Source organism: Savagea faecisuis (genome assembly GCF_042675605.1).
Taxonomy (GTDB): Bacteria; Bacillota; Bacilli; order Bacillales_A; family Planococcaceae; genus Savagea; species Savagea faecisuis.
Genome location: NZ_JBHTJF010000022.1, coordinates 448,310 through 472,385, shown reverse-complemented (window position 1 = coordinate 472,385; position 24,076 = coordinate 448,310). Strand labels below are relative to the sequence as shown.

Below are 24,076 nucleotides of genomic sequence, written 5' to 3'. Positions count from 1 at the left end.
AACTATTCTGTCGCTTCTGTTACGACAATTTTTGAACCTTCTACTTCAATTACTTTCACTTGTACACCTTTATCGATGTAACTGCCGTCCGAAACGACATCGAGACGTTCACCATTTAGCGAAACTACTCCCGCTGGGCGCAATGGCGTTAATGTTTTTCCGACTTGATCGATCAACTCTGTACGATTTTCGTTAGATACGTATCCTTGATCCGTACTCGTTGAATCCATCAAGACCATTTTGTTTAACAAATGCAATCGTTTCCCGAAAAACTTCATGAGAATAATCACTCCTAATATTATGACAGCGAGTGCAATGAGTACGGCGATTGTCATCTGCATTGGATCTTGTCCTGCCATAATGATACTTAAACCGATTAAAACAGCTCCTGAGACGCCGAGAATGCCTCCTGCGACGAACAATTCGGCAATGACTAACCCGAGTCCGAGTAAAAAGATGAGCAATGTTTCATATCCTGCTAATCCTGCGACGAGATGCCCGAAGAAAAATAAAGCAATCGAAGCAAGTCCCATCGTACCCGCCACGCCGAAACCTGGTGAATACAACTCAACGACGAGCCCTAAACCGGCGATAGACAATAAGATTGGAACAATTACTGGATCCGTAATAAAACGCGCGAGTTGTTCGGTGAAGGTTGGATCAGTTTGAATAATCGATGAGGAATCGATGTTCAAGTAGTTTAAAAGTGCATCATAATTGTCAAATACACCTTCTGCATATCCGACTTGTTTTGCTTCCTCTGCTGTCAACGTCAACAACTTCCCGACAGGTGCACGATATTTCGGAAGGTCGATTTCAGGATTTGACATCGCTTCTGCATAAATCGGATCGCGCTTATGTTTACTGCTTTTTGCCGCGTTAATCATCGCCGCATTCCATGCGCTCTCCGCTTTATCTCCTGCTGCGTTACCATCTCCTTGAATGACTTGTGCTGCACCCATTTTCCCTTGAGGCGTCATATAAATTTCATCTGCATTCAAGGCGATAAAAGCTCCTGCTGAAATCGCATTATCTTCTATATAAACGATAATCTCTTGTTCTGTATTTCTAAACAGTTGACCGATTTTTTCAGCGCTATCGGTAAAACCACCCGGTGTGTCCATCCGAATGATAATTCGTTCAGCGCCTGCTCGCTCTGCCTCTTCAAAAGAACGTTGTAAAAACGCATACAATCCTTTTTCAACGTTTTGATTAAGCGGCACTTCATAAACGGTCGCTCCTTTTGCTGATGCAGTTGCACCGAATAACGGAACGAAGAGTAAAACCGTCAACATTAACCAATTCATCCACTTTTTCATCAACTCACCTCCCTGTCATTGTTTCATTCTCATTATACCTATTTACGCAAGGGTAAGTAAAAGGTTTCACCTTTTTCAAAAAAATAAGTCGAAAAATCATAATAGATTTTTCGACTTATATTCGTTCACTTTTTAAAATGTCAATATTCATGAGCTAACCGTCTAATAAAATTAGAAACGGCGTTTACGAGCAGCTTCAGATTTTTTCTTACGCTTTACGCTCGGCTTTTCGTAATATTCACGCTTTCTAACTTCTTGAATCGTACCACTTTTAGAAACAGTACGTCTGAAGCGGCGAAGAGCATCTTCAAGTGACTCGTTTTTACGAACAGTTGTTTTTGTCATATCTCTTGTCCCTCCCTCCGAACACACTTCGAAACATGACTTTAGCATGTACTCAGAAATTATAACGCATTGTGAGGGTTCGGTCAACGTATATTGTAAAATTAATATTCAGAATTCGATTTTTCACCTTGAACGATCGCGACACCCGAGCTCGCTCCGATACGTGTAGCCCCTGCTGCAATCATCTTTTCGACGTCTTCTAGCGAGCGAACACCACCCGATGCTTTCACGCCCATTTCTTTTCCGACTGTTTGGCGCATGAGGGCAATATCTTCTTTCGTTGCGCCTCCTGTTGAAAATCCTGTCGATGTTTTCACATAATCTGCACCTGCAGCTTTGGCAATTTCGCATGATCGTACTTTTTCTTCATCTGTCAATAAGCATGTTTCGATGATCACTTTCACTAATGTGCCTTCCGCAGCTTCCACGACTGCTTCGATATGTTCTTTTACGATGTCATCTTGTCCTGCTTTTAAAGCGCCGACCGGGATGACCATGTCGATTTCAGTCGCTCCTTTACGAATCGCATCTTTCGTTTCGAACGCTTTCGTTTCTTTCGTCATCGCGCCGAGCGGGAATCCGATGACCGTACATACTTTAGGTTCTGCTCCTTGCAATTGTTTTGCTGCTGTTTCTACCCACATCGGGTTGACACAAACGGATGCAAAGCCGTATGTTTTGGCCTCTTGGCACAATTCGATAATTTGTCGTTCGGTCGCATCTTGTTTTAATAATGTATGATCGATCATTGCTGCAATATTCATATGAGTTCCTCCTTAGTTGTCCGTACAACTATTGTAACAGGTATACTTTTGTTTTCCTAGTAAAGACAAATAGCGAAGAACGAGAATTTCGTCCTTCGCCTTATTTTATACGAGTTGCGTGTCCATCACTTTCACGAATTGTCCTTCGCTGTATGGATAACCCGCTTTCGTAATTTTAACGCGCACTAATTTTCCGACCATCGATTCATCTGCTGGGAATACAACTTTTAAGTAGTTCGCTGTATACCCTTCATATAAACCACTTTCAGGATTTTCTTTAAAACGTTCTTCTGGAATGACGTCGAGCACTTCGTCTTCAAATCGAGAAGCGTACTGTTTGGCAAGTTGTTCGTTCAACTCTAGTAAGCGATGCACACGCTCGTTTTTCACTTCTTCAGGGATTTGATCCGTCATACGCGCAGCTGGTGTCCCTGTTCGCATCGAATAAGGGAAGACGTGAAGTTCCGCAAATTCATATTGACGAATAAAATTGTACGTCTCCATAAATTCTTCTTCCGTTTCTCCAGGGAAACCGACGATGACATCCGACGTAATCGCTAAGTTCGGGAGCGCTTCTTTTAAGCGGTCGAGACGCTCTGCGAAAAATTCCATCGTATATTTGCGGCGCATTCTTTTCAATACCGTATCTGAACCTGATTGGATTGGGATGTGTAAATGGTTTACGACAATTTTAGAGTCGTTCAACACTTCAATCACTTCATCCGTAATTTGGCTCGCTTCAATCGAGCTGATGCGAATGCGTTTTAGCCCTGGTACTTGCGCTTCTAAATCACGCAACAATTGCGCTAAGTTGTAATCTTTAAAGTCAGAACCGTAACCGCCTGTATGAATGCCCGTCAATACGATTTCTTGGTAGCCCGCTTCTACGAGTTGTTGCGCTTGGCGAATGACTTCTTCCGGATCACGTGAACGCATTAAACCGCGCGCCCAAGGAATGATACAGAACGTACAGAAGTTGTTACAGCCTTCTTGAATTTTTAAAGAAGCGCGTGTACGGTCTGTAAATGCAGGCACGTCCAACTCTTCATAGACACGGTTTTTCATGATGTTGCCTACTGCGTTAATCGGTTGACGCTCGCGGCGGAATTCTTCGATTAAATCAATTAATTTCACACGATCTTGCGTACCGACAACGATGTCGACTCCTGGAATCGCCATAATTTCAGCAGGCGATGTTTGTGCGTAACAGCCTGTGACACAGACGACAGCGTCCGGATTTTTACGAATCGCACGACGGATTACTTGGCGTGATTTTTTATCCCCGGTATTCGTGACCGTACATGTGTTAATAACGTAAACGTCACTCATCGCATCAAAGTCAGCACGCTCATATCCCGCTTCTTGAAACAATTGCCAAATGGCCTCTGTTTCATAATGATTCACCTTACAGCCTAACGTATGGAACGCTACTTTCGGTTGCAAAGCACCTGTATGTTGTTTATCCATCATCTATACTTCCTTCCATCACTTGTAAATTCATAATTCATATCATTGCATTATAATAACACAATTTAGCAATCTCTCAAATGAAACAGGAGGATTCACTTTAGAAATCGTCTTCCATGTTAAAAAGACCTTGACGATGATTCATCAAGGTCTCGTGTTCTCATCATTCAAATTGATAACTGACCGCACTAAGTACGTAGAAAGGGGCTGTTTCGGTACGCAATATGCGCGGGCCGAGGGCGATCGATTGGAAGCTTGCCTCGCGTAAAGCTTGTACTTCTTCTTCTGCGATTCCGCCTTCTGGTCCGAATACGACGAGAATCGATTCACCAGGTGACACTTTGCCGAGTCGCTCGCTGAACGTTTGACGGGCGACTTCTTTCGCTTCATCTTCATAAGCGAAGTACAGATGGTCATAACGTTCACTTTGTGCGATTAAAGCGTCGATGCTCGCGACGTAATCAATTGCCGGAATAACGGTACGATGGCTTTGTTCTGCCGCTTCTTTCGCAATTTTCGCAAGGCGTTCTAAACGTTTCGGCGTTTTTTTCGCATCCCATTTTGAAACGGAACGACGCATCGCGACGGGTAAAATTGCTGTTGCGCCGAGTTCAGTCGACTTTTGCGTAATGAGGTCGAGCTTATCTCCTTTCGGAATGCCTGAGGCGATCGTGACATGTACGGGAAGCTCTACTTGTTGAACAAGTTCTCGCTCCACTGTCGCCGTCACGTCATTTTCGACATCATCTAGTACCGCGACATAAGCTGTCCCTTGTGTTACGACGATAATTTCGTCTCCTCGCTTCATACGCATCACTCGTGCAATATGCTTCGCATCCTCTTGCGAAAACTGAACATGTCCTTCGTGGATGGACTCAACGAAATAACGCTGCATTATGCTTCACCTTTTTCAGCTGCTATTGCAATCCAATCTTCTTCACGTTTAATTTCTAAAATGCGGAAGCCTTTCGCTTCGAAATCTTTCACGACATCTTCCTCATATTTTCCGATAATTCCTGATGTTAAAAAGAGACCGTTCGGACGGAGTGCATCGTACGCGTCTTGTGAAAACGACATAATGATTTCCGCTAAAATGTTCGACACGATAATGTCTGGCGTTTCTTTCACGGAATGAAGTACATCACCTTCAAATACTTCAATTTTGGCTGCGGTATCATTTAACTTTGCGTTCTCTGTCGCTGCCGCTACTGCCACATCATCTAAATCGAGCGCTAACACTTTTGATGCCCCGAGTTGTGCCGCTCCGATCGCTAGTACGCCTGAACCTGTACCGACGTCGACGACGAGATCGCCTTCTTTCGTATACTTCTCTAAAAGTTGCAAAGAAAGACGTGTTGTCGGGTGTGTCCCTGTTCCGAACGCCATCCCTGGATCGAGTTCGATAATAATTTCATCTTCATGTTTTTTCTCATACTCTTCCCATGTCGGAACAATCGTAAAACGGTCTGAAATAGAAACAGGGTGGTAATATTTTTTCCACGTTTCTGACCAATCTTCCTCGTCCATTTCATTCATCGTCACCGAGTAATCTCCGATGTCGATGCCTAAATCTTTAAATGACATGATGCGCTGGTCGAGTTGACAAAGTAAATCGTTCACAAGTTCGTTCAGTGGCGTATACGCTTTTACTAACACACCCCATGTTGGATATTCAGAAGCTTGCAAATCGTAAATTTCGCCAAAACGATGTTGACGTGAACGTGTCAATTCCATCGAGTCCACGAGTGAAACACCTTTAATATCGAAGTCGTACAATGCGTTCGTGACAGCGTCAACTGCTTCATGTGTCGTATGTACGACAATTTCTGCCCATTTCATACTCGTTTCCTCCTACTCGCCCTTAAAGGTGCGTTTTAATTTATCGAAAAATGAACTTGAATATCCTAAATTCGAATCATCGTCGAGCGATGCAAATTCACGGAGTAATTCTTTCTGTTTTTCAGACATTTTCTTCGGTGTGACGACTTTTACGATGACGTATTGGTTTCCTGTTCCGAACCCTTGCACGTTTTTAACCCCTTTACCACGCAAGCGGAATTTCTCGCCACTTTGAGTACCTGCTGGGATTTTTAGTTTGACGTGACCATCGACTGTTGGCACTTCAATTTCGTCACCTAATGCCGCTTGTGGGAATGTGATATTTAATTCGTAGTAAATATCGTCGCCATCTCGGACGAAATGTTCGTGTGGACGTACGTGGAAGACGATGTAAAGATCTCCTGGCGGTCCACCGTTAATACCCGCTTCCCCTTTTCCTGCGACACGAAGACGTTGACCGTCGTCGACACCTGCTGGAATGGTTACTTTAATTTTCGATGGTTTTTTCACGCGGCCTGAACCGTGACATGTCGTACATTTTTCAGGAATGATTTTTCCTGTTCCGTGACATGTTGAACAAGTCGTCTGTTGAACCATTTGACCGAGTGGTGTATTGCGCGTAACGGTCTGTTGGCCTGAACCGCCACATGTCGTACACGTTTTAACAGAAGTGCCTGGTTTCGCACCATTTCCGTGACACGTACCGCACTCTTCTTCTTTTTCTAACTGTAATTCTGTCACTTTTCCGAAGACCGCTTCTAAAAAGTCAAGCGTCATCGTATATTGCATATCATTTCCTTGACGTGGTGCGTTCGGATCTTGTGTGCGTCCTCCACCGAAAAATGTACTGAAAATGTCTTCGAAGCCGAATCCGCCTCCGAAGCCACCTCCTCCGCCTCCACCGAATGCACCAGGTCCATCGTGGCCGAATTGGTCGTATTGTGCACGCTTTGATTCATCGGATAATACTTCGAACGCTTCTGTAATCTCTTTAAACTTTTCTTCTGCCCCATCTTCTTTATTTAAGTCTGGGTGATATTTTTTAGATAACGAACGATACGCTTTGCGAATTTCTTGTTTCGTTGCGTCTTTTGATACGCCAAGAACCTCGTAATAATCGCGTTTACTCATTATGTCACTCTCCTAATGTCGAATTTTCATACAGAAAAAGTCAAAGCCGGAATTTCGGACTTTGACTTTTCCGTCAATCATACAGCGTTCTCCCGTTTACGTCAAACGCGCTTATTTATCTTCTTTTACTTCTTCAAAGTCTGCATCAACTACACCATCGTCTGCTGGACCTTGTTCGCCACCTTGCGCTTGTTGGGCTTGTTGTTGCGCTTGCTCATACATGCGCACTGTGATCGTTTGAAGTAATTGTTCAAGCTCTTCTTTCTTCGCTTTCATATCGTCAAGGTTGTCTTCTTCAATTGCTTTTTCAAGTGCAGCTTTCAAGTCCGCAATTTGTGTTTTTTCATCTTCTTGAACGTTTTCGCCGAGCTCTTCTACTGTTTTGTCCACTTGGAAGACGAGTTGGTCTGCACCGTTGCGAAGTTCAGCTTCTTCTTTACGCTTCTCATCCGCTTCTGCGTTCGCTTCTGCATCTTTCACCATTTGTTCGATTTCCTCATCTGAAAGACCTGAGCTTGATTCAATTGTAATGTTTTGCTCTTTCTGTGTTCCTAAGTCTTTCGCTTTAACAGTGACGATACCGTTTTTATCGATGTCGAATGTCACTTCGATTTGTGGAACACCACGTGGTGCTGGTGGAATGTCTGTCAATTGGAAACGGCCGAGTGTTTTGTTGTCCGCCGCCATTGGACGCTCTCCTTGTAATACGTGAATGTCTACAGCTGGTTGGTTATCTGCCGCTGTTGAGAACACTTCTGATTTAGACGTTGGAATTGTCGTGTTGCGGTCGATTAATTTTGTGAATACGCCACCCATCGTTTCGATTCCGAGTGAAAGTGGTGTGACATCGAGTAAGACGACATCTTTCGTATCTCCTGCAAGGATTGAACCTTGAACTGCCGCACCCATCGCAACAACTTCGTCAGGGTTTACCCCTTTATATGGTTCTTTACCTGTTTCTTTTTTAATTGCTTCTTGTACTGCTGGAATACGTGTCGATCCACCGACTAAAATAACGCGGTCGATTTCTGATGCGTCAAGGCCTGCGTCTTCCATCGCTTGACGTGTTGGCACCATTGAACGCTCAACTAAATGTGCTGTCATTTCATCGAATTTCGCACGTGTTAATGATGTTTCTAAGTGTAATGGACCTGCTTCACCTTGAGAGATGAATGGTAATGAAATTTGTGTGCTCGTTACACCTGATAAGTCTTTTTTCGCTTTTTCAGCTGCATCTTTCAAACGTTGCATCGCCATTTTATCTTGTGATAAGTCGACGCCGTTTTCTTTTTTGAATTCGTCTACTAAGAAGTCGATGACAACATCGTCAAAGTCGTCTCCACCGAGTTTGTTATCTCCTGCTGTCGCTTGTACTTGGAAGACACCGTCACCGAGTTCGAGGATCGATACGTCAAACGTACCGCCACCGAGGTCATAGACGAGAATTGTTTGGTCTTCTTCTGTTTTATCGAGTCCGTATGCAAGTGCTGCTGCAGTCGGCTCGTTAATGATACGCTCTACTTCGAGTCCTGCGATCGTTCCGGCATCTTTTGTCGCTTGACGTTGCGCATCGTTAAAGTATGCAGGTACTGTAATAACTGCTTTCGTTACTTTTTCACCTAAGTAGTCTTCAGCGTATCCTTTCATATATTGAAGAATCATCGCCGAAATTTCTTGTGGTGTGTAGCTCGTGCCGTCGATGTCTACTTTGTAGTCTGTACCCATATGACGTTTTACAGACATGACTGTATTCGGGTTCGTAATCGATTGACGTTTAGCGATTTCGCCAACTTGACGCTCTTCGCCTTTGAACGCTACGACTGAAGCTGTCGTACGGTTTCCTTCTGGTGTTGGGATGACGACAGGTTCGCCACCTTCGAATACTGATACTACTGAGTTTGTTGTTCCTAAGTCAATTCCGATAATTTTAGACATAATAAAATTCCTCCTAAAGGTTTTCGTTATTTAAACATTCTATTTATTCGTTCACTTGTACCATTGCTGGTCGAATGACGCGACCGTTTAACATATACCCTTTTTGAAGCTCTTGTAAGACAATTCCTGATTCTTTTTCACTATCTGCCCCTGTCATCACCGCTTGATGAATGTTCGGGTCAAATGGTTGATCAGTTGCTTCAATTACCTCAAGTCCTTCTTTGACGAGGGCTTCCATCAACGTACGTTGAACCATCTCGACTCCTTCTTTTAAAGAAATCGCATCCGGTGATTCAACCGTCGTTGCCAATGCTCGGTCGAAGTTGTCGATGACCGCTAACAAGTCTGAAATAACTGATTGCGCACGGTATTTGCGCATATTTTCAGCTTCTTGCGTTTGACGACGTCGATAATTATCAAAGTCTGCAAGCAAACGTAAATATTTGTTTTGTTCTTCTGCGAGTTGTTGTTCAAGAGCGGTTACTTCATCCACCTCTTCAACTTCTTCAACTTCTTCAACTTTTTCTTCTTCTTGCGACTCTTCTAATTGCTCATCAAGTTGTTCTTCTTCAAGAGCTTCTTCTTGTTCTGCCGTTACTTCTTCGAGCTCCTGCTCTTGTTCTTTCTCTGGCACGTCATTCTCCTCCTTACGACTCTTTTCGATTCGGTTCAAACTCTGTTAAACGCTCTGATAAATAAATACTCATTGCATCTAATACAGAGATAACCCGACCGTAATCCATTCTTTTCGGACCGATAATCGCAATCGATCCTGCAAATGCTTCGCCAATTCCATACGTCGCGCTAATTAAGCTGCAATCTTCCATCGCATCGTGCGCGTTTTCGGAACCGATTCGCACTTGCACACCTGGTAAATTCACTTTGTCATCAAAGAAAATTCCGGCGGGTGTCTTTTGATCCATTAAATTGAATAGTAGTTCCACTTTGTTTAAATCATGAAATTCAGGTTGTTTCATCATGTTCATTTTACCTGCGAAAAACAATCGCTCTTCTTGTTCAATCGCCATCGCCTGGTTCAATGAACGAAATAGTGAATCAGCCTCTTGAATGTGTTCACGAAGTAAAGTGTACACTTCCGTCGCGAGTTTCGCCTGCAATTGACTTAACGGAGTACCGATGAGACGATCGTTTAAAATATTGACCATCTTCTCAATATCGTTTACATGCAAATGTACCGGCACGTCAAAGAGACGATTTTCCACTTGTCCAGTATCTGTTACGATAATCGCCACTGCTTTGCTCTCATTTAAAGGAACGATCGCAAATTGCTTTATCGTGTGCGCAGATGTGTCTGGTCCGAGTAAAACTGAAGTATAATTCGTCAACTCCGATAAAATTGTTGCTGATTTGCGAATTAATTCTTCCGATTCATTAAATGTCTCTTCAAAGACGGAGCGCACGTAATGTTGATCTTCTCGATTGAGCTTTACCGGCTTCAATAAGTGATCGACATAATAACGATACCCCTTTTCAGATGGGATTCGGCCAGAAGATGTATGTGTCTTCTCTAAAAATCCCAATTCCTCTAAGTCTGCCATTTCATTGCGAATGGTCGCGGGACTAAATGGAGCTTCTGGCTTTTTGGATAGTTGCCTTGAGCCTACAGGTTGAGCTGATTCAATAAAATCATTCACCGTCAGTTGTAAAATTAACAATTGTCGATTTGTCAACATTGCTCATCACTCCCTTTAGCACTCGATTCGTTAGAGTGCTAACACTAACTCTAATTTATCAAATCTATATAGGACTGTCAACGATTAGGCTCACTCCATGAGTAAAAACTGTTCAAATACATCATTTCCGTTATACAAACCTTTTTCGGTCAATCGATAATGTTCTGCTTCATAGACGATATACCCATCTTCTATTAATAATTGGAGCACAGAACCGTAAATCGTTTGTAAAGATTGTCCGAACTTCTTTTCGAAGTGTGTAGAAGAGACACCTTTTCTCGTACGCAAACCGAGAAACATTTCTTCTTCCATACGCTCCTCTAAAGTTACTTGATGCGTATCTTTTACAGGACGTTCTCCCGCTTCCACCGCTTTTAAATAATGAGTGAGCGGTCCAATATTTGAATAGCGTTCCCCGTCGAGATAACCATGCGCTCCCGCTCCGACTCCTCCATATTCGTCATTTTCCCAATAAATTAAATTGTGAATCGATTCCGCTCCAGGACGCGCGAAATTGCTCACTTCATATTGTATACGTCCGGCACGCTCCATTTGTTCCATCACATACGTAAACATTTCTCCTTCTACTGAAGCATCGACGAGTTTTAATTGATCATTATTTTTTAAATTGTAAAAACGAGTTTTCGGTTCAATGATTAAGCTGTAGGCAGAATAATGCGGAAGATCTAAGGCGAGAGCGCGTCGAACCGTTTCTTTCCAGTCGTCCATCGTCTGTTCAGGCAGCGCATAAATTAAATCGATACTTATGTTTTCAAAACCGACTTCGCGCGCTGTTTGAATCACTTCTTCCACGTGATGTGCGCTATGTGTCCGGCCGATTTTTTTCAATAATTCATCGTTGAAACTTTGCACACCGATACTTAAACGATGCACACCACGCGCGTATAATAATTGTAATTTTTCACGCGTCAATTCATCCGGATTCGCTTCAATCGTATATTCGCGCAACGTCTTTGGATCGACGACACGCTCAATCAATGTGAGTAGCCGGTCCAATTGTTCAACCGTTAAAGCGGTAGGCGTTCCTCCTCCGATAAATACCGTCTCGAGTTCCCCCGCATACTTCGCATATTGCTGCAATTCTACACCGAGCGCTTCAATATATGCATCGACCGGTTGGTTCGCATAAAATACTTTATTAAAATCACAATAAAAACAAATTTGATGACAAAATGGGATATGAATATACAATCCTCTCATGTCCATCCCTCCAATCCATGCAAAAAAGAGGGCAAGAAGCGCCCTCTTTTCACATTTCGTTCTTTAATTGTAGTCGATTTTTAATATTTGTACAAATTAAAATGGTGTCATATCGTACGTAATTCGAATCTCTTGAATGTCACCACGTTGATGTTTTGCATAAATTTCGTCAATCGTTGGCTTTGGCCATGCGATTTGCATATTTTTTTCATTATCAACACGGATGCGGTATTCTTCTCCTTCTGGCTCAACTGATAAATACGCCATAAGTTGTTCCGCATCATTTGCTTGTAATGTTTCGTCCCATTGTGCGATATAATAGTTTAAACGAACGACTTCATCATCCACGATGAAAAAAGTCACCGGAATCGTATCTAATTCGTAATTCCATTGATGCAATGTAATTTGTTGACCGTTCGAAGGTGTCGTCCAAGCGACCTCTTCTTTCTGTAATGGTTCTCCTAATGCATCGACGAGTTGTTGTTCAGTCATGCGATTGTATTGCTCGATCGTCGTAATTGGTTCGACGTCTACACTTTCTTCTGAAGCCGATTCATTTGAACAGCCTACTAATGTCAATAGTGCTACAAAACAGAGCACGAATAATCGTTTTCTCATCCAACTCCTCCAATATTGTTCAATTACACGAATCTTAAAGGAGAAATGTGAAAAGTGTACGAAATTCAGTTCACAACTTAACGAACATCATCGATTGAAAGGAGTATGTTCCTTGAAAAAAAGTATAGGATTACTTACTGTTTTAACATTGATTGGACTGCTATTTTATTTCAATACGACGCGTTCTCCATTCCCAGAATACGAGAGGCGCTTCAATGTCCATTTACCTAAAAATTATACGACCGAGCAAATCGTTCATTTCGAAAAAGCGCCCTTTCAAATAATCGCTGTCTACTCGTATGACGAAGACGTTTCGTTTCCGTCCTTATTTTCTACGCTAGATGCGGAAGGTGTGACAGATGCAAATTTTCATATCGATGCCGTTTTAACACAAATTCCTACGTTCTTTACGATCGAAGCGGAAGTAGGCGATGTGTATGAACATTTGCAACACGACCGGTATGAGCATTTGATCGCGCTTTATAAAAAAGAAGAACGTCGGCTTTACGTGATTGTGTCGACTTAATCATTCGCTACAGCACCGAAACAATCGACACGTTGAATCGTCGAGCGTTTATAATAATGGATTTGACCGTCGTCTAACTCGACTTCCAACCATTCATCTTTTTGCGTTTGCCACGCTTTCCAAAACGCGCTCGCATGGTCACCGTATAAAATATCCGTGCGAAAGGCTCCGAAATAAATTTTAAGGAGTTCCACCTGCTCTGCTATTTCTTCTACTCGTGTCTCAATTTCTCGTTGTTCTACATATGTTGTCATAGTAAAAACCTCTCTTTCCGTTGTAGGAAGAGAGGTTGATAGTATTTCAGCGCACTCTTCCTCATCTCTCAAGCTAAGCTTGCTGGAATTAGCACCGTTCCCTTTCATAGGTGGTTGCCGCAGGATCGTAGGACCAGTTCCTCCCCTGCTCTTGATAAGGAATTTCATTTAATTAACTACATCTTAAAATAGTTTGAATACTTTGTCAAGAGTAGTCTTCCTACAAAACACAAGAAACATTGATAGTAAAGCGTTTTTGTTTGAAAATAAAAAAATGTCTTTCTGGAGGGAACAAATTCAAACAAAAAAATCCCCTCACGCAATATGCGGAGGGGAACATCGATTTAATCTTCATCCATTTTCAAGACAGCCATGAATGCTTCTTGAGGGATCTCGACAGAACCGACTTGTTTCATTCGTTTCTTACCTTCTTTTTGTTTTTCTAACAATTTACGCTTACGTGAAATGTCACCACCGTAACATTTTGCTAAGACGTTTTTACCGAGGGATTTAATCGTCGAGCGTGCGACGATTTTTTGTCCGATTGCCGCTTGGACAGGCACTTCGAATTGTTGACGTGGGATGAGTTCGCGCAATTTTTCAACGATTGCTTTTCCGCGCTCGTAGCTGAAGTCACGGTGTACGATGAAGCTCAATGCGTCGACTTTTTCCCCGTTTAATAAAATATCCATCTTCACAAGTTTAGAAGGTTTGTATCCGATCATTTCATAGTCTAACGATGCGTACCCTTTCGTTTGTGATTTCAATTGATCGAAGAAGTCGTAAACAATTTCTGCGAGCGGTAATTCATAAATGACGTTGACACGTGTTGCATCTAAATAATCCATCGTCATGAAGTTTCCGCGTTTTTGTTGGCAAAGTTCCATTACAGCGCCGACATACGTTTCTGGAACCATAATCGATGCTTTCACATATGGTTCTTCCACATAGTCTACTTTTTGTTGTTCTGGCATGAATGATGGGTTATCGACTTTCAATTGTTCGCCGTCTGTTGTGACAACATTGTAAATAACAGATGGTGCTGTCGTAATGAGGTCGATGCCGAATTCACGCTCAATACGCTCTTGAATAATTTCCATATGGAGCAAACCTAAAAATCCACAGCGATATCCAAAACCGAGCGCTTGTGACGTTTCCGCTTCATATTCTAATGCTGAGTCGTTTAACTCTAATTTTTCTAGCGCTTCACGCAAATCGACATATTTTGACGTATCGATCGGATATAGTCCACAGAAGACCATCGGATTCATACGACGGTATCCGTCTAGCGGTTCTTCTGTCGGGTTTTCAACATGTGTGACAGTATCCCCGACTTGTGTATCTCCGACATTTTTGATCGCCGCCGATAAATATCCGACGTCTCCTACTGTCAATTCATCGCGATTTGTCGCATGCGGTGTGAAGACCCCCGTTTCAACGACTTCGAACTCTTTGCCTGTCGCCATCATGCGGATTTTATCTCCTGGTTTCACCGTTCCGTCGATGATTCGTAAATATACGATAACCCCTTTATACGGGTCATAGTGCGAGTCGAAAATTAAGCCTTTTAACGGTGCGGCAGGGTCGCCTTGTGGGGCTGGAACCTTTTCAACAACTTGTTCTAAAATATCTTCAATTCCGATGCCTGCTTTCGCTGATGCAAGAACCGCTTCCGATGCGTCAAGTCCGATAACATCTTCCACTTCTTGCTTCACGCGCTCCGGGTCTGCTGCAGGTAAATCAATCTTGTTGATGACGGGCAAAATTTCTAAATCGTTATCAAGCGCTAAATAAACGTTCGCCAACGTTTGTGCTTCGATCCCTTGCGCCGCGTCGACTACTAGAATGGCTCCTTCACACGCAGCTAAACTTCGTGACACTTCATATGTAAAATCGACGTGTCCTGGTGTATCAATCAAATGGAAAGTGTATTCTTCTCCATCTTTTGCCGTGTACGATAATTGTACAGCATTCAATTTGATCGTAATGCCACGCTCTTGTTCTAATTCCATTGAATCGAGCGTACGTGTTTTCATTTCACGATTCGTGAGCGTTTCCGTCTTTTCTAAAATACGGTCCGCTAATGTCGATTTCCCGTGGTCAATATGGGCGATAATCGAAAAGTTTCGAATATTTTTTTGGCGATTTAATCTTTCACTATTATTCATCGTCAGTTCACTCCTAAATATGCTACAAGTAAGTATAACAGTGAACGCTTCACACTTCAATAACGAGTGGAGCCGTGTGAAAAAATATATTTTTAGCGTAAAGAGAACTTTCTTTACACTTAAGCATTGCAAAGCCCTTTTTTATTTGTTAAAATAATGCTTGTTGTAAAGAGATATCCGGATTATGTTTTAAGAGGGAAGACTCTTCTATCCAGCAAGTGGAGGTGAAATTCATGCCAAACATTAAAGGTGCGATCAAACGCGTTCGTAAAAGCGAAAAAGTGAACGCTCAAAACTCAAACTATAAAGCAGCGATGCGTACAGCAATCCGCAAAGCGGAAACTGCTCTCGAAGCGAAAGACGAAAACGCTACAGCTCTTTTACAAGACGCTGTTAAACGTTTAGACAAAGCAGCAGTTAAAGGTTTAATCCATAAAAACACTGCAGCTCGTCAAAAATCACGTCTCATGAAAAAAGCATAATAAAAAAGCAATTTGGTCGATTTTCGACACAAATTGCTTTTTTTATGCTTTCATTAAAAATAGTTCAATAATTTGTTCGCGGTTCATCGACGAAGTCTTTAACTGATAGTCGACCGTCGCAATGGCATCCAATGCTTGAAATAATTGTTCTTCTGTCGGTTTTTGCCGATTTTGCATGACGAGCTTCACACGGAACGGATGCACTTTTAACTGCTGTGCGATACTTTGCTGTTCCAGTCCTTTTCTTTGCAATGTCGATACGTTGAGCATGAGACGAATTTGCCCTGCAATGAGGGCTGTCAACATAATCGGTTCTTCTCCGTTCGCTAATAAATCTCTGTATATGCGAATCGCTTCACTCACATTGCGCTGCACGAATGCATTCGTTAACGTAAAGACATCCATTTCTGGCGTACGCGTCACAAATTGACGGATGAGCTCTTCTGTAATCTCCCCGCCTTCTCCTACTGTCGTTGCTAGCTTCATCAACTCTTGATGTAATAATGTCAAGTTTTCTCCTACGCGCGCTACGAAAAATTCTGCCACTTCTTTCTGAAGACGCACATTTTCTTTGCTCGCATAAGAAAGTAATGTAGCGACTAAATCTTGCGCTGATAATCGTTCAGCTTCTACAAGTGTCGCTTTTTCTTTCATTAATTTTGTAATTTTTTTACGATTATCCACTTTTTCATACGGTGCGGTGAAAATCGTGATTGCTGTCGGTGAAGGGTTCGCTAACCATTTTTCTAAATCGCCTAAACGATGTTCTATTTTTTCCCTACTTTTCTGTTCAGCTTTTAAAAACGCTGCATTTTTTGCAATGATGAGTTTATAATCCGAAAAAAAAGGAACGGTATCTGCCTCTTCGACTACCGCTTCAACAGGAACTTGTTCCAAATCATACGTAAACTTTTCGAGTTCGCCCTTTTCGCGCATTTTTTTTTCGATACGACGAATCGTCTCATCATGTGTCATCTGTTCTTCCCCGACGATTAAATAGATTGACGCTAGCTCTCCTTTATCGATCGCTTGCCAAACCTTTTGAGCCATTGTCATCCTCCTCACTTCTTCTAGTAGTATACATGATGGCTTTTCGACTTTGAAGAGGTATCTTTATTTCTTTCCATAGTGAATTGTGTCAAAATTTCGAGTTCTGTTTCATTTATTCAGTTGCTCTAGCTTTTTCAAATTGAATCATCTATAATTAGAGAAGTAACTAGGAGGTGTAGCAATGAATGAATTTGAAAAAGACGTTCAATGTAAACGCAATGACTTCAACGACTCAGCTGTCGGTTTCGTAGTAGCTTTCCTCGGTTTCTCGAGTATCTTTGTAATTGCTACAATTATCGACCTCGTTGGAAGTCTATAATAAAAAAATGGTATGTCGATTTTCGACTACCATTTTTTTATTTAAATCGATATTCAATCGTCCCTTCTTCAGCGGTTGAACGAATGTTCACCCGATGCGACTTCAATCGCTCGATGACTTCTTCATGAGGATGCCCGTAGCGATTGTGACGTCCTGCTGAAATGACCGCTTCATCAGGTTGCGTCGCTTGCACCCACTCTTCTGTCGTCGACGTGCGACTCCCGTGATGCCCCGCTTTTAAAACATACGTTCCCGGTCGCCTCTCATAGTTTTTAGCTAATCGTCGCTCCATCTCTTCTTCTAAATCACCCATTAATAAAATCGTATATTCGCCATGAATGATTTCTAATACGAGAGAGCGATCATTGTCATCTGTTATGACTGCATCTTGATGTGGCCACAATAGGCGAAATGTCGTCTTGCCGACTTGCCATTGTTTCGGTGCTGTGATCGGTTGATGAGCGATTTTCCGCTCGTCGGCGAGCTTTAACAACTCGGCCATCAATTCTTTTTGTTCACTTTCAGGTGGATAAACGATCAACTTCGTGCGTACCCGTTCAATCACTTCATCCGCTCCTTCCATATGGTCACTATCCGCATGTGTTACGAATAAAGTATCGAGCGTTGTCATTTGTTTCGCTTTTAATAAAGGGACGACGACTTGACGGCCGACTTCATATAGCGATTGCCGCTCTTTCCATGCTTCTTTTTGTTCATAGCGCAACACTCCACCCGTATCGACGAGATACACTCCTTGTCGATGAGGCAACTCAATTAAAATACTATCGCCTTGTCCGACATCGATAAATGTCACGACGAGTTCCTCGTTCCAATACGGACGGCTCTCTAATAAAATAAAAGGAATGACGAAAATAAAGATCGCTCGTTTCCATTGTTTGCGTTCTAGCGCGATAAAAGCATATAAAATACTAAGTGTAATACCACCCATAACCGTCACAGAAATCGCTCCACCTACCCACATTTGATAAGGTAACTCTGCTAACATTCCAGTCACTTGCAAAAGAAAACGCTGAATCGGAACGAATATCATTACGTACCATTCGCTAAATAATGGAAGAAAATAAGACGTACATAAAATGATTAAATAAGAAGGTAAAACGAAAGAGGAATAAATCGGTACATATAAAATATTGATGACGATCGAGGAAACGGAAAACTCATAAAAATGGAAGAGTAAAATCGGGTATAAACTAAGCTGGGTAAAGAGGGAGATGAGGAATAATTGAACGACTGGATTCTCCACGCGTCGCAATAGTTGGGCACTTAAAATAATCGTTAAGGCTGCTCCGTAAGATAGCTGGAATCCCGGAAAGTAAAACAACGTCGGCTTCCAAAATAGTAAGGCGATTGCACTGTAACTGAGCGCGTCAATCGGCGATAATTTACTGCCTGGTTTTAAAAATAATAAGACGAAAAAAGCCATTAAACTAGCGCGCAATACAGACGGACTCGCACCCGCGATCATCGCATACAGCGGCAGAGCAACGAGTAACAAATAATGCGTCGTCTCGTGCGTCATACGCAATCGTAGAAGTGTTCCACGAATAAGTAACATGACGAGACTGACATGTAGTCCACTGATCGCCAACAAATGAGAAATACCGAGAATTTGAAGTTGCTCGTTAATTTCCGTCGTAAAATCTGATTTGTCTCCGATTAATAAAGCTTTCGCTTCCCAATGTAAATCTTGCGGAAAGATGTGCTCAATTTGTTTCCGTAACTGTTCACGCCAAGACTCTAACGTACTGCGCCACGTCTTTTGCTCTTCTAAATGAACGAACTCTATAATTTCGGCGTAATGATTCGCTCGGTTCATCTTTAAATAATGCGCCATTTGAAAAGCATACGGATGGCTCGGTCTTTGTAATTCAGACGGAGCTAAGCGCAATCGTAACACTGCATCTTGCCATTGGAATCGCTCGAGTCTCATTTTTTCTTCTTCTGAAGAAATTCGATAGGTCACATAAATAAATTCTCCTTCATATTGCACGAACCCCCTCAAACGATCTCCGTCAATTTTTATTTGATTCGTACCTGTCACTTCGAGCACTTGTTCACTGTCTAATCGGTCGATTGGAATCGTCGTTTGGAAATACATCACACTCACAATGTAAAGCGCACTATAAACGATTAACAAGCGAAGCGGTATTTTAAGCAACATGCACACGAGAAACCATGCTAAAAAGGCGGTCACCACATCGAGTGCTTCATACGATGCAATGGCCGCCCATAGTATCGCAATGGCACTATGAAATGGTCTTATTTCTTTAAGTTGAATAATTGCTCCACCTGCTCTCGGTAGTGAGGCAATGTTTCGTCTCCTTGCTGCTCAAGCTTTTCTAGTAATTGCTCAATCAATGTTAGCTTCTCATCTTGTAAAAAATCGACATTGCGTGCGTCAAACGGGATTTTTTCAGTAAGTATGCCCGCCTCTTTGAACAACTGTTCCGCATATGGATCATTTTTATAATCTTCTGCATAATAGACGCGTTCAATACCTGATTGAACGATCGCTTTCGTACATTGCAAACAAGGGAAATGAGTCACATATAAAGTCGCTCCTTGTACGGGACTACCATATTTCGCACATTGCAGTAACGCATTGATCTCAGCATGAATTGTTCGTACACAATGATTATCGACGACGTAACAACCGACATCGATACAATGTTCTCCCCCCGTAATAGAACCATTATATCCCCCTGCAATAATGCGGTTTTCACGCACGATTGTCGCGCCTACTGAAAGGCGAGTACAAGTGCTTCGAACAGCGAGTAAATGGCTCTGTGCCATAAAAAATTGCTCCCACGTAATACGCTCCATACAGATTCACCTTTCTCATTTCACCGTAATGAACGGCTCGATATTTTGTAATGTTTTTTCCCCGATACCTGACACTTCTAATAAATCACGCACATCTTGAAATTTCCCGACGCGGTCGCGATATTCTAAAATCGCTTCTGCTTTTTTCGGACCGATATTCGGAATTTGCATTAATTCATTCGCGTCAGCTCGATTAATATTAATTTTTTGTTCTTTTTCTTCTGAAGAACTTTTTGGCGTTTCCGTAGCGATTTCAAATTCGACTTCCCCTTCGTACGGGACATAAATGCTCATCTCATCTTCCAATCGCTCGGCTAAGTTTAACAAGCGATCATCCGCTTCTTCTAAAAATCCACCCGACCGCTGAATCGCATCGTAAAGACGCGCTCCTTCTTCTAATTCATACAGTCCAGGACGTGCGACCGCTCCTTTTATTTCAACGACAATATCCGCTTTCTCATCAAAAGTGTCTTCTTCCACTTCTTCAACCGAAAAGTCTTCGGTCGGCTCATCTAACATCGCAACCGGTGGTGAAGCATCTGCCATGATAAAACGTCTGCCAATTAAAATGATAACGACAACAACTGCTAATACATAAGGAAGAAAGTGACGCCATTCATCTCGAATTTTCGATAACATTTCGTCACCTACTTTCGAATCTGTACGGAGTCACTTTTACTATAACGAAAAAAGAAATGCTATGTGCTTTTTCGTTCATTTTTTATTTTTAAATGAATAAATGAAAAGATTTTACTTTTTCACTTGGAAAAAAATACGTTCACTCTCTTCATTAGGAGGTGTCAATGACCAATCTGCTGTAATCATTTCAATCGTAAATCCAATATTTTGCAATGCGTGCGCATAATGCTCATACGGATACGTTTGTTGGCGGTGCGTTTCATCAAAACGACGATACAGCCCTTCTTCTTGCTCTACGAAAAAAGCGAGGTGAGAAATGATCGCATTCGGCTCCTCATCCTCTTCTGTCTCCCAAATGTAAGCGACCTTGCCATCATCATAGGTGAATGGACTTTCCTCATATAAAATGGCCATTTTCTCTAATCCGTGAACATCAAAAATGAACGTTCCACCTTCTTTTAAATGCGCATATACCCGTTCAAATGTCTCGACAACTTCTTCCCAAGTCGTTAAATAGTTGAGCGCATCAATTGCACAGACGATGAAATCATACGTCTTTTCTAATTGAAGGTCTTGCATCGCACCGACTTCATAATGAGCTTGAGCGCCTTTTTTATTTTTCGCGATTTCAATCATTTGTTCGGATAAATCGATTCCTGTCACATGTGCGCCTTGTGCTGCTAATTTTTCGGTCAAAGTCCCCGTTCCGCAACCGAGGTCTAAAATATGTAAAGAAGCGAGCGAAGTTTGGCTCGCTCGCTCAATCATCGTAACATATTCATCGTACGGAATCGTGACCATCAATTGATCATAGATGGCTGCAAATTCTGTATACGAACTCATTGACTCATCTCAACTTCCATTAAAGGAGCATCACGCCACAATTTCTCTAAATTGTAGTGCGCACGCTCATCACGGTGGAAGACGTGAACGACAATATCTCCTAAATCAATTAAAACCCAACGACCACCGTCTAAACCTTCAAGACGTTTCGCATGGTGACCTAATTTAGATGCTGCATCGCTCACTTCACGCGCGATTGCTTGAACTTGACGCTCTGAATTCGCATGCGTAATGATGAACTGATCGGCGAGTGGAGAAATGCCTTCCATATTTAAAACGACAATATCTTCTCCTCGTTTATCATCGATCGCTTCGTACACTGTTTGTAATAATGTCAAAACTGGTCACTTCCCTTTCCTTAACATATGTTCATTGTAACATTCAAATGAATCTGGATAAATAGCTACACTTTTTGAAGCTAAAAATTGAATCGAATGGCGAATCGCAATCGCCATCGCATCTTCTAACACTTCATCAAATGCGACTTGACGCAACTGTTCCACCGTTGGGAAATTACGCCCTTCTTCGACGAGATCTGCTAAATAAATGACCATTTCTAAACTCGTCATTTGAGCGCGCCCTGTCGTATGATAGCGAATAGCATCTAATACGCATTCTTCTTCAATATTAAATTCGTCTTTCGCAATCATTGCGCCAACTTTCGCATGCCATAGTTCATGATGAAAGTTTAATACTTCTAAATCACAACCGGATTGCTCGATCGCTTGACGCAATTCTTCTTTCGGCATATTTTTAGCGACATCATGGAGCAGGGCAGCTTTTTTCGCTCGCTCTACCGATATCCCATGACGTTCCGCTAATTTCTCGGCCATGTCAACAACACGTAATACGTGGGCATAACGTTTTTCATCGAGGTATGTCGCAACTTTTTTTTGCATCGCCTCAAACGTCATATAACCCCTCCTCACGAATAATTTGTTCAATTGCGAGTGGAACTAAATGAGAAATTGATTCTCCACGCGCTACTTTTTCACGAATCATCGTAGACGAAATGTCCATCGGTTCCATCTCAACAATCTCGACTGGATATTTAGAAAACCCTTTCGTTCCTGGACGCATGACACCGACAAATGTGACGAGCTCACTGAGCGCATCGATTTCATGCCATGTTTCTAACGTGTCGATCATATCCCCACCGATGATGAAATAAAAGTGAGTGAAATGTTCGCTCTCTGACAAATCTTTCATCGTGTCATACGTATACGATAGTCCACCTTTACGTATTTCATAGTTGAAAGGGAAAAAACGCTCATACGGCCAACAAATGAGTTCTACCATGCGTAAACGCATATCTGCACTGACATCGTCTCGCACATGTTTATGTGGTGCGATCGCATTCGGCATGAAGCGTACTTCATCTAATTTTAAAGCTTCCATCACCGTTTGAGCCATTTTAATATGTCCATTATGCGGTGGATTAAATGTCCCACCTAACACGCCTACTTTTTTTATTCTTCGCATAATAACTCCTTATGGCAATTTAATCGTTTTATTCTCTTTTGATTCTTTATATAAAACGAAAATATTACCGATTTGCTGAGCGACTTCGATACCCGCTTCTTCAAATTTTGCTTGAATATCTTCTTTCGGTTCTTCACAATTTTGAAGCATTGATACTTTGATCAATTCGCGTACTTCGAGTGCCGCTTCTATTTCAATAATCATTTGCTCCGTTAACCCACTTTTTCCGATTTGGAAGATTGGGTTCAAATGATGTGCTTTACTGCGTAAAAATCTTTTCTGTTTTCCTGTTAGCATGAGTTGCCTCCTAGTTGTTGACGAATACGGGCAGTCATTTGCTCCGTATTCGGTTGAATATTGAGCCAATGCTGAAACGCAATCGCTCCTTGATGCACGAACATCCCGATGCCGTTCATCGTTTTGCCACCCAATGCTTCAGCTTGCTTCATCAGCTCTGTTTGTAAAGGGTTGTAAATAATATCTGCCACAATTGTACCACGTTTTAATCGTGAAACGTCAAGTGGACTTCCTTCTTGACTATGCACCATTCCGACAGATGTCGTTTGAACGATAATGTCGAACTGTGCGAGTTGTTGTTCCGCTTCTTGAATCGTCATCGCGGATACGTTCAACTGATCACTTAACTGTTCAGCCGTTTCATACGTACGATTCGCAATCGTCATATTGCGGAATCCATCTCGGCAAAGAGCGTAACTAATTCCTTTCGCCGCTCCCCCAGCACCGACAATTAAGACCGCTGCATCTGTAGATACTTCTGGAAATGTCTCGCGTAAAGAAGCGACGAATCCAACTCCATCTGTATTATAGCCGTGAAGGCGTCCTTCTTTTACGACAACTGTATTCACCGCTTGCATCGCTTCCGCGAGCGGGTCAATTTCATCTAAGTACGGAATGATCGCTTCTTTATGTGGAACGGTCACATTCCACCCCGAGCAACCTAATGTTTTCAAGCTACGAACTGCTTCTTCAACGGTTCCTCTTGGAACGTGAATCGGAATATACGAAGCGTCCACTTCATTTTGTTGAAGCCACGCTTCGTGCATCGTCGGTGACATCGATTGTGCAATCGGGTCCCCGATGACCGCAAACCATTTCTTCATTGTCCTTCCCCCCCT

Annotated in this window: 27 protein-coding genes and 1 riboswitch; of the genes, 3 read left to right on the top strand and 24 right to left on the bottom strand. The window is 42.3% G+C overall.

Annotated features, from left to right (window positions below; translation table 11 throughout):
- Window positions 1-2: 2 nt before the first annotated feature.
- The 12 genes from ACFQ0V_RS07150 to ACFQ0V_RS07095 form a co-directional block, all read right to left on the bottom strand.
- Window positions 3-1,319, bottom strand: coding sequence for an NfeD family protein (locus tag ACFQ0V_RS07150; RefSeq protein WP_381011564.1), 1,317 nt, complete (start codon window positions 1,317-1,319; stop codon window positions 3-5).
- 171 nt (window positions 1,320-1,490) lie between these two features.
- Window positions 1,491-1,664, bottom strand: a complete 174-nt coding sequence (gene rpsU / locus ACFQ0V_RS07145) for a 30S ribosomal protein S21 (protein WP_194561623.1) — start codon at window positions 1,662-1,664, stop codon at window positions 1,491-1,493.
- A gap of 101 nt (window positions 1,665-1,765) precedes the next feature.
- A complete protein-coding gene (gene deoC, locus ACFQ0V_RS07140; protein WP_381011561.1) occupies window positions 1,766-2,428 on the bottom strand; it encodes a deoxyribose-phosphate aldolase in 663 nt (220 codons plus the stop codon).
- 105 nt (window positions 2,429-2,533) lie between these two features.
- The gene (mtaB, locus tag ACFQ0V_RS07135; RefSeq protein ID WP_381011557.1) at window positions 2,534-3,895 is read right to left on the bottom strand and encodes a tRNA (N(6)-L-threonylcarbamoyladenosine(37)-C(2))-methylthiotransferase MtaB; all 1,362 of its coding nucleotides are present in this window, start codon (window positions 3,893-3,895) and stop codon (window positions 2,534-2,536) included.
- Between the two features lie 163 nt (window positions 3,896-4,058).
- The gene (locus ACFQ0V_RS07130; protein WP_381011554.1) at window positions 4,059-4,790 is read right to left on the bottom strand and encodes a 16S rRNA (uracil(1498)-N(3))-methyltransferase; all 732 of its coding nucleotides are present in this window, start codon (window positions 4,788-4,790) and stop codon (window positions 4,059-4,061) included.
- The gene (gene prmA / locus ACFQ0V_RS07125; RefSeq protein ID WP_381011551.1) at window positions 4,790-5,734 is read right to left on the bottom strand and encodes a 50S ribosomal protein L11 methyltransferase; all 945 of its coding nucleotides are present in this window, start codon (window positions 5,732-5,734) and stop codon (window positions 4,790-4,792) included. The genes ACFQ0V_RS07130 and prmA overlap by 1 nt, the downstream gene beginning before the upstream one ends.
- A gap of 12 nt (window positions 5,735-5,746) precedes the next feature.
- Entirely contained in the window at window positions 5,747-6,865 is a 1,119-nt protein-coding gene (gene dnaJ, locus ACFQ0V_RS07120; RefSeq protein WP_381011548.1) for a molecular chaperone DnaJ, read from the bottom strand.
- 111 nt (window positions 6,866-6,976) lie between these two features.
- Entirely contained in the window at window positions 6,977-8,800 is a 1,824-nt protein-coding gene (dnaK, locus tag ACFQ0V_RS07115) for a molecular chaperone DnaK (protein WP_381011545.1), read from the bottom strand.
- Window positions 8,801-8,843: 43 nt separating this feature from the next.
- The gene (gene grpE / locus ACFQ0V_RS07110) at window positions 8,844-9,434 is read right to left on the bottom strand and encodes a nucleotide exchange factor GrpE (protein WP_381011542.1); all 591 of its coding nucleotides are present in this window, start codon (window positions 9,432-9,434) and stop codon (window positions 8,844-8,846) included.
- A gap of 13 nt (window positions 9,435-9,447) precedes the next feature.
- Window positions 9,448-10,494, bottom strand: a complete 1,047-nt coding sequence (hrcA, locus tag ACFQ0V_RS07105) for a heat-inducible transcriptional repressor HrcA (RefSeq protein ID WP_381011539.1) — start codon at window positions 10,492-10,494, stop codon at window positions 9,448-9,450.
- Window positions 10,495-10,584: 90 nt separating this feature from the next.
- Entirely contained in the window at window positions 10,585-11,715 is a 1,131-nt protein-coding gene (gene hemW, locus ACFQ0V_RS07100; protein ID WP_381011536.1) for a radical SAM family heme chaperone HemW, read from the bottom strand.
- A 96-nt stretch (window positions 11,716-11,811) separates the two neighbouring features.
- Window positions 11,812-12,333, bottom strand: a complete 522-nt coding sequence (locus ACFQ0V_RS07095; protein ID WP_381011534.1) for a hypothetical protein — start codon at window positions 12,331-12,333, stop codon at window positions 11,812-11,814.
- 112 nt (window positions 12,334-12,445) lie between these two features.
- On the opposite strand from ACFQ0V_RS07095, the gene ACFQ0V_RS07090 reads away from it, so the two are divergent.
- On the top strand, window positions 12,446-12,859 hold the full coding sequence (locus tag ACFQ0V_RS07090; RefSeq protein ID WP_381011531.1) for a hypothetical protein: 414 nt from the start codon (window positions 12,446-12,448) through the stop codon (window positions 12,857-12,859).
- Here the strand turns inward: ACFQ0V_RS07090 and ACFQ0V_RS07085 are convergent.
- Together ACFQ0V_RS07085 and lepA are read right to left on the bottom strand one after the other, a co-directional pair.
- On the bottom strand, window positions 12,856-13,113 hold the full coding sequence (locus ACFQ0V_RS07085; protein WP_381011528.1) for a hypothetical protein: 258 nt from the start codon (window positions 13,111-13,113) through the stop codon (window positions 12,856-12,858). The two genes, ACFQ0V_RS07090 and ACFQ0V_RS07085, sit on opposite strands and share 4 nt — an antisense overlap.
- A gap of 58 nt (window positions 13,114-13,171) precedes the next feature.
- Window positions 13,172-13,274: riboswitch (SAM riboswitch) on the bottom strand.
- 183 nt (window positions 13,275-13,457) lie between these two features.
- Entirely contained in the window at window positions 13,458-15,281 is a 1,824-nt protein-coding gene (gene lepA / locus ACFQ0V_RS07080; protein ID WP_381011525.1) for a translation elongation factor 4, read from the bottom strand.
- 233 nt (window positions 15,282-15,514) lie between these two features.
- Between lepA and rpsT the strand changes: the two genes are divergently transcribed.
- On the top strand, window positions 15,515-15,763 hold the full coding sequence (gene rpsT, locus ACFQ0V_RS07075; RefSeq protein ID WP_194561609.1) for a 30S ribosomal protein S20: 249 nt from the start codon (window positions 15,515-15,517) through the stop codon (window positions 15,761-15,763).
- 42 nt (window positions 15,764-15,805) lie between these two features.
- Here rpsT and holA read toward each other — a convergent pair whose 3' ends face one another.
- Window positions 15,806-16,813 carry a DNA polymerase III subunit delta gene (gene holA, locus ACFQ0V_RS07070; RefSeq protein ID WP_381011522.1) on the bottom strand — a complete coding sequence of 336 codons (1,008 nt, stop codon included), beginning with the start codon at window positions 16,811-16,813 and terminating at the stop codon, window positions 15,806-15,808.
- A gap of 181 nt (window positions 16,814-16,994) precedes the next feature.
- Here holA and ACFQ0V_RS07065 point away from each other — a divergent pair, with 181 nt between their 5' ends.
- Entirely contained in the window at window positions 16,995-17,132 is a 138-nt protein-coding gene (locus ACFQ0V_RS07065; protein WP_194561607.1) for a YqzM family protein, read from the top strand.
- A gap of 37 nt (window positions 17,133-17,169) precedes the next feature.
- Here ACFQ0V_RS07065 and ACFQ0V_RS07060 read toward each other — a convergent pair whose 3' ends face one another.
- The 9 genes from ACFQ0V_RS07060 to aroE all read right to left on the bottom strand — a co-directional run bounded on the left by ACFQ0V_RS07060 (window position 17,170) and on the right by aroE (window position 24,061).
- Window positions 17,170-19,314, bottom strand: coding sequence for a DNA internalization-related competence protein ComEC/Rec2 (locus ACFQ0V_RS07060; RefSeq protein WP_381011519.1), 2,145 nt, complete (start codon window positions 19,312-19,314; stop codon window positions 17,170-17,172).
- A gap of 98 nt (window positions 19,315-19,412) precedes the next feature.
- A complete protein-coding gene (locus ACFQ0V_RS07055; RefSeq protein ID WP_381011516.1) occupies window positions 19,413-19,976 on the bottom strand; it encodes a ComE operon protein 2 in 564 nt (187 codons plus the stop codon).
- A gap of 15 nt (window positions 19,977-19,991) precedes the next feature.
- A complete protein-coding gene (locus ACFQ0V_RS07050) occupies window positions 19,992-20,615 on the bottom strand; it encodes a helix-hairpin-helix domain-containing protein (RefSeq protein ID WP_381011513.1) in 624 nt (207 codons plus the stop codon).
- A gap of 111 nt (window positions 20,616-20,726) precedes the next feature.
- Window positions 20,727-21,458 carry a class I SAM-dependent DNA methyltransferase gene (locus ACFQ0V_RS07045; protein WP_381011510.1) on the bottom strand — a complete coding sequence of 244 codons (732 nt, stop codon included), beginning with the start codon at window positions 21,456-21,458 and terminating at the stop codon, window positions 20,727-20,729.
- Window positions 21,455-21,796, bottom strand: coding sequence for a ribosome silencing factor (rsfS, locus tag ACFQ0V_RS07040; RefSeq protein WP_381011508.1), 342 nt, complete (start codon window positions 21,794-21,796; stop codon window positions 21,455-21,457). Before rsfS ends, ACFQ0V_RS07045 begins: the two co-directional genes overlap by 4 nt.
- A 6-nt stretch (window positions 21,797-21,802) precedes the next feature.
- Complete coding sequence (gene yqeK, locus ACFQ0V_RS07035) at window positions 21,803-22,372, bottom strand: bis(5'-nucleosyl)-tetraphosphatase (symmetrical) YqeK (protein ID WP_381011505.1); 570 nt, start codon at window positions 22,370-22,372, stop codon at window positions 21,803-21,805.
- Window positions 22,362-22,940, bottom strand: a complete 579-nt coding sequence (locus tag ACFQ0V_RS07030) for a nicotinate-nucleotide adenylyltransferase (RefSeq protein ID WP_381011502.1) — start codon at window positions 22,938-22,940, stop codon at window positions 22,362-22,364. Before ACFQ0V_RS07030 ends, yqeK begins: the two co-directional genes overlap by 11 nt.
- Before the next feature lie 9 nt (window positions 22,941-22,949).
- Window positions 22,950-23,237, bottom strand: a complete 288-nt coding sequence (gene yhbY, locus ACFQ0V_RS07025; protein WP_381011500.1) for a ribosome assembly RNA-binding protein YhbY — start codon at window positions 23,235-23,237, stop codon at window positions 22,950-22,952.
- Entirely contained in the window at window positions 23,231-24,061 is an 831-nt protein-coding gene (gene aroE, locus ACFQ0V_RS07020; RefSeq protein WP_381011497.1) for a shikimate dehydrogenase, read from the bottom strand. Before aroE ends, yhbY begins: the two co-directional genes overlap by 7 nt.
- Window positions 24,062-24,076 lie beyond the last annotated feature (15 nt).

Coding starts and splice junctions, on each gene's coding strand:
- rpsT (WP_194561609.1), top strand. CDS start 15,515: ATGCCAAACATTAAAGGTGCGATCAAACGCGTTCGTAAAAGCGAAAAA.
- rpsU (WP_194561623.1), bottom strand. CDS start 1,664: ATGACAAAAACAACTGTTCGTAAAAACGAGTCACTTGAAGATGCTCTT.
- holA (WP_381011522.1), bottom strand. CDS start 16,813: ATGGCTCAAAAGGTTTGGCAAGCGATCGATAAAGGAGAGCTAGCGTCA.
- ACFQ0V_RS07130 (WP_381011554.1), bottom strand. CDS start 4,790: ATGCAGCGTTATTTCGTTGAGTCCATCCACGAAGGACATGTTCAGTTT.
- prmA (WP_381011551.1), bottom strand. CDS start 5,734: ATGAAATGGGCAGAAATTGTCGTACATACGACACATGAAGCAGTTGAC.
- aroE (WP_381011497.1), bottom strand. CDS start 24,061: ATGAAGAAATGGTTTGCGGTCATCGGGGACCCGATTGCACAATCGATG.
- ACFQ0V_RS07095 (WP_381011534.1), bottom strand. CDS start 12,333: ATGAGAAAACGATTATTCGTGCTCTGTTTTGTAGCACTATTGACATTA.
- ACFQ0V_RS07150 (WP_381011564.1), bottom strand. CDS start 1,319: ATGAAAAAGTGGATGAATTGGTTAATGTTGACGGTTTTACTCTTCGTT.
- hemW (WP_381011536.1), bottom strand. CDS start 11,715: ATGAGAGGATTGTATATTCATATCCCATTTTGTCATCAAATTTGTTTT.
- ACFQ0V_RS07045 (WP_381011510.1), bottom strand. CDS start 21,458: ATGAGTTCGTATACAGAATTTGCAGCCATCTATGATCAATTGATGGTC.
- dnaJ (WP_381011548.1), bottom strand. CDS start 6,865: ATGAGTAAACGCGATTATTACGAGGTTCTTGGCGTATCAAAAGACGCA.
- ACFQ0V_RS07030 (WP_381011502.1), bottom strand. CDS start 22,940: ATGCGAAGAATAAAAAAAGTAGGCGTGTTAGGTGGGACATTTAATCCA.
- lepA (WP_381011525.1), bottom strand. CDS start 15,281: ATGAATAATAGTGAAAGATTAAATCGCCAAAAAAATATTCGAAACTTT.
- ACFQ0V_RS07060 (WP_381011519.1), bottom strand. CDS start 19,314: ATGTTGCTTAAAATACCGCTTCGCTTGTTAATCGTTTATAGTGCGCTT.
- hrcA (WP_381011539.1), bottom strand. CDS start 10,494: ATGTTGACAAATCGACAATTGTTAATTTTACAACTGACGGTGAATGAT.
- ACFQ0V_RS07050 (WP_381011513.1), bottom strand. CDS start 20,615: ATGTTATCGAAAATTCGAGATGAATGGCGTCACTTTCTTCCTTATGTA.
- mtaB (WP_381011557.1), bottom strand. CDS start 3,895: ATGGATAAACAACATACAGGTGCTTTGCAACCGAAAGTAGCGTTCCAT.
- ACFQ0V_RS07055 (WP_381011516.1), bottom strand. CDS start 19,976: ATGGAGCGTATTACGTGGGAGCAATTTTTTATGGCACAGAGCCATTTA.
- yqeK (WP_381011505.1), bottom strand. CDS start 22,372: ATGACGTTTGAGGCGATGCAAAAAAAAGTTGCGACATACCTCGATGAA.
- ACFQ0V_RS07085 (WP_381011528.1), bottom strand. CDS start 13,113: ATGACAACATATGTAGAACAACGAGAAATTGAGACACGAGTAGAAGAA.
- deoC (WP_381011561.1), bottom strand. CDS start 2,428: ATGAATATTGCAGCAATGATCGATCATACATTATTAAAACAAGATGCG.
- dnaK (WP_381011545.1), bottom strand. CDS start 8,800: ATGTCTAAAATTATCGGAATTGACTTAGGAACAACAAACTCAGTAGTA.
- ACFQ0V_RS07065 (WP_194561607.1), top strand. CDS start 16,995: ATGAATGAATTTGAAAAAGACGTTCAATGTAAACGCAATGACTTCAAC.
- yhbY (WP_381011500.1), bottom strand. CDS start 23,237: ATGCTAACAGGAAAACAGAAAAGATTTTTACGCAGTAAAGCACATCAT.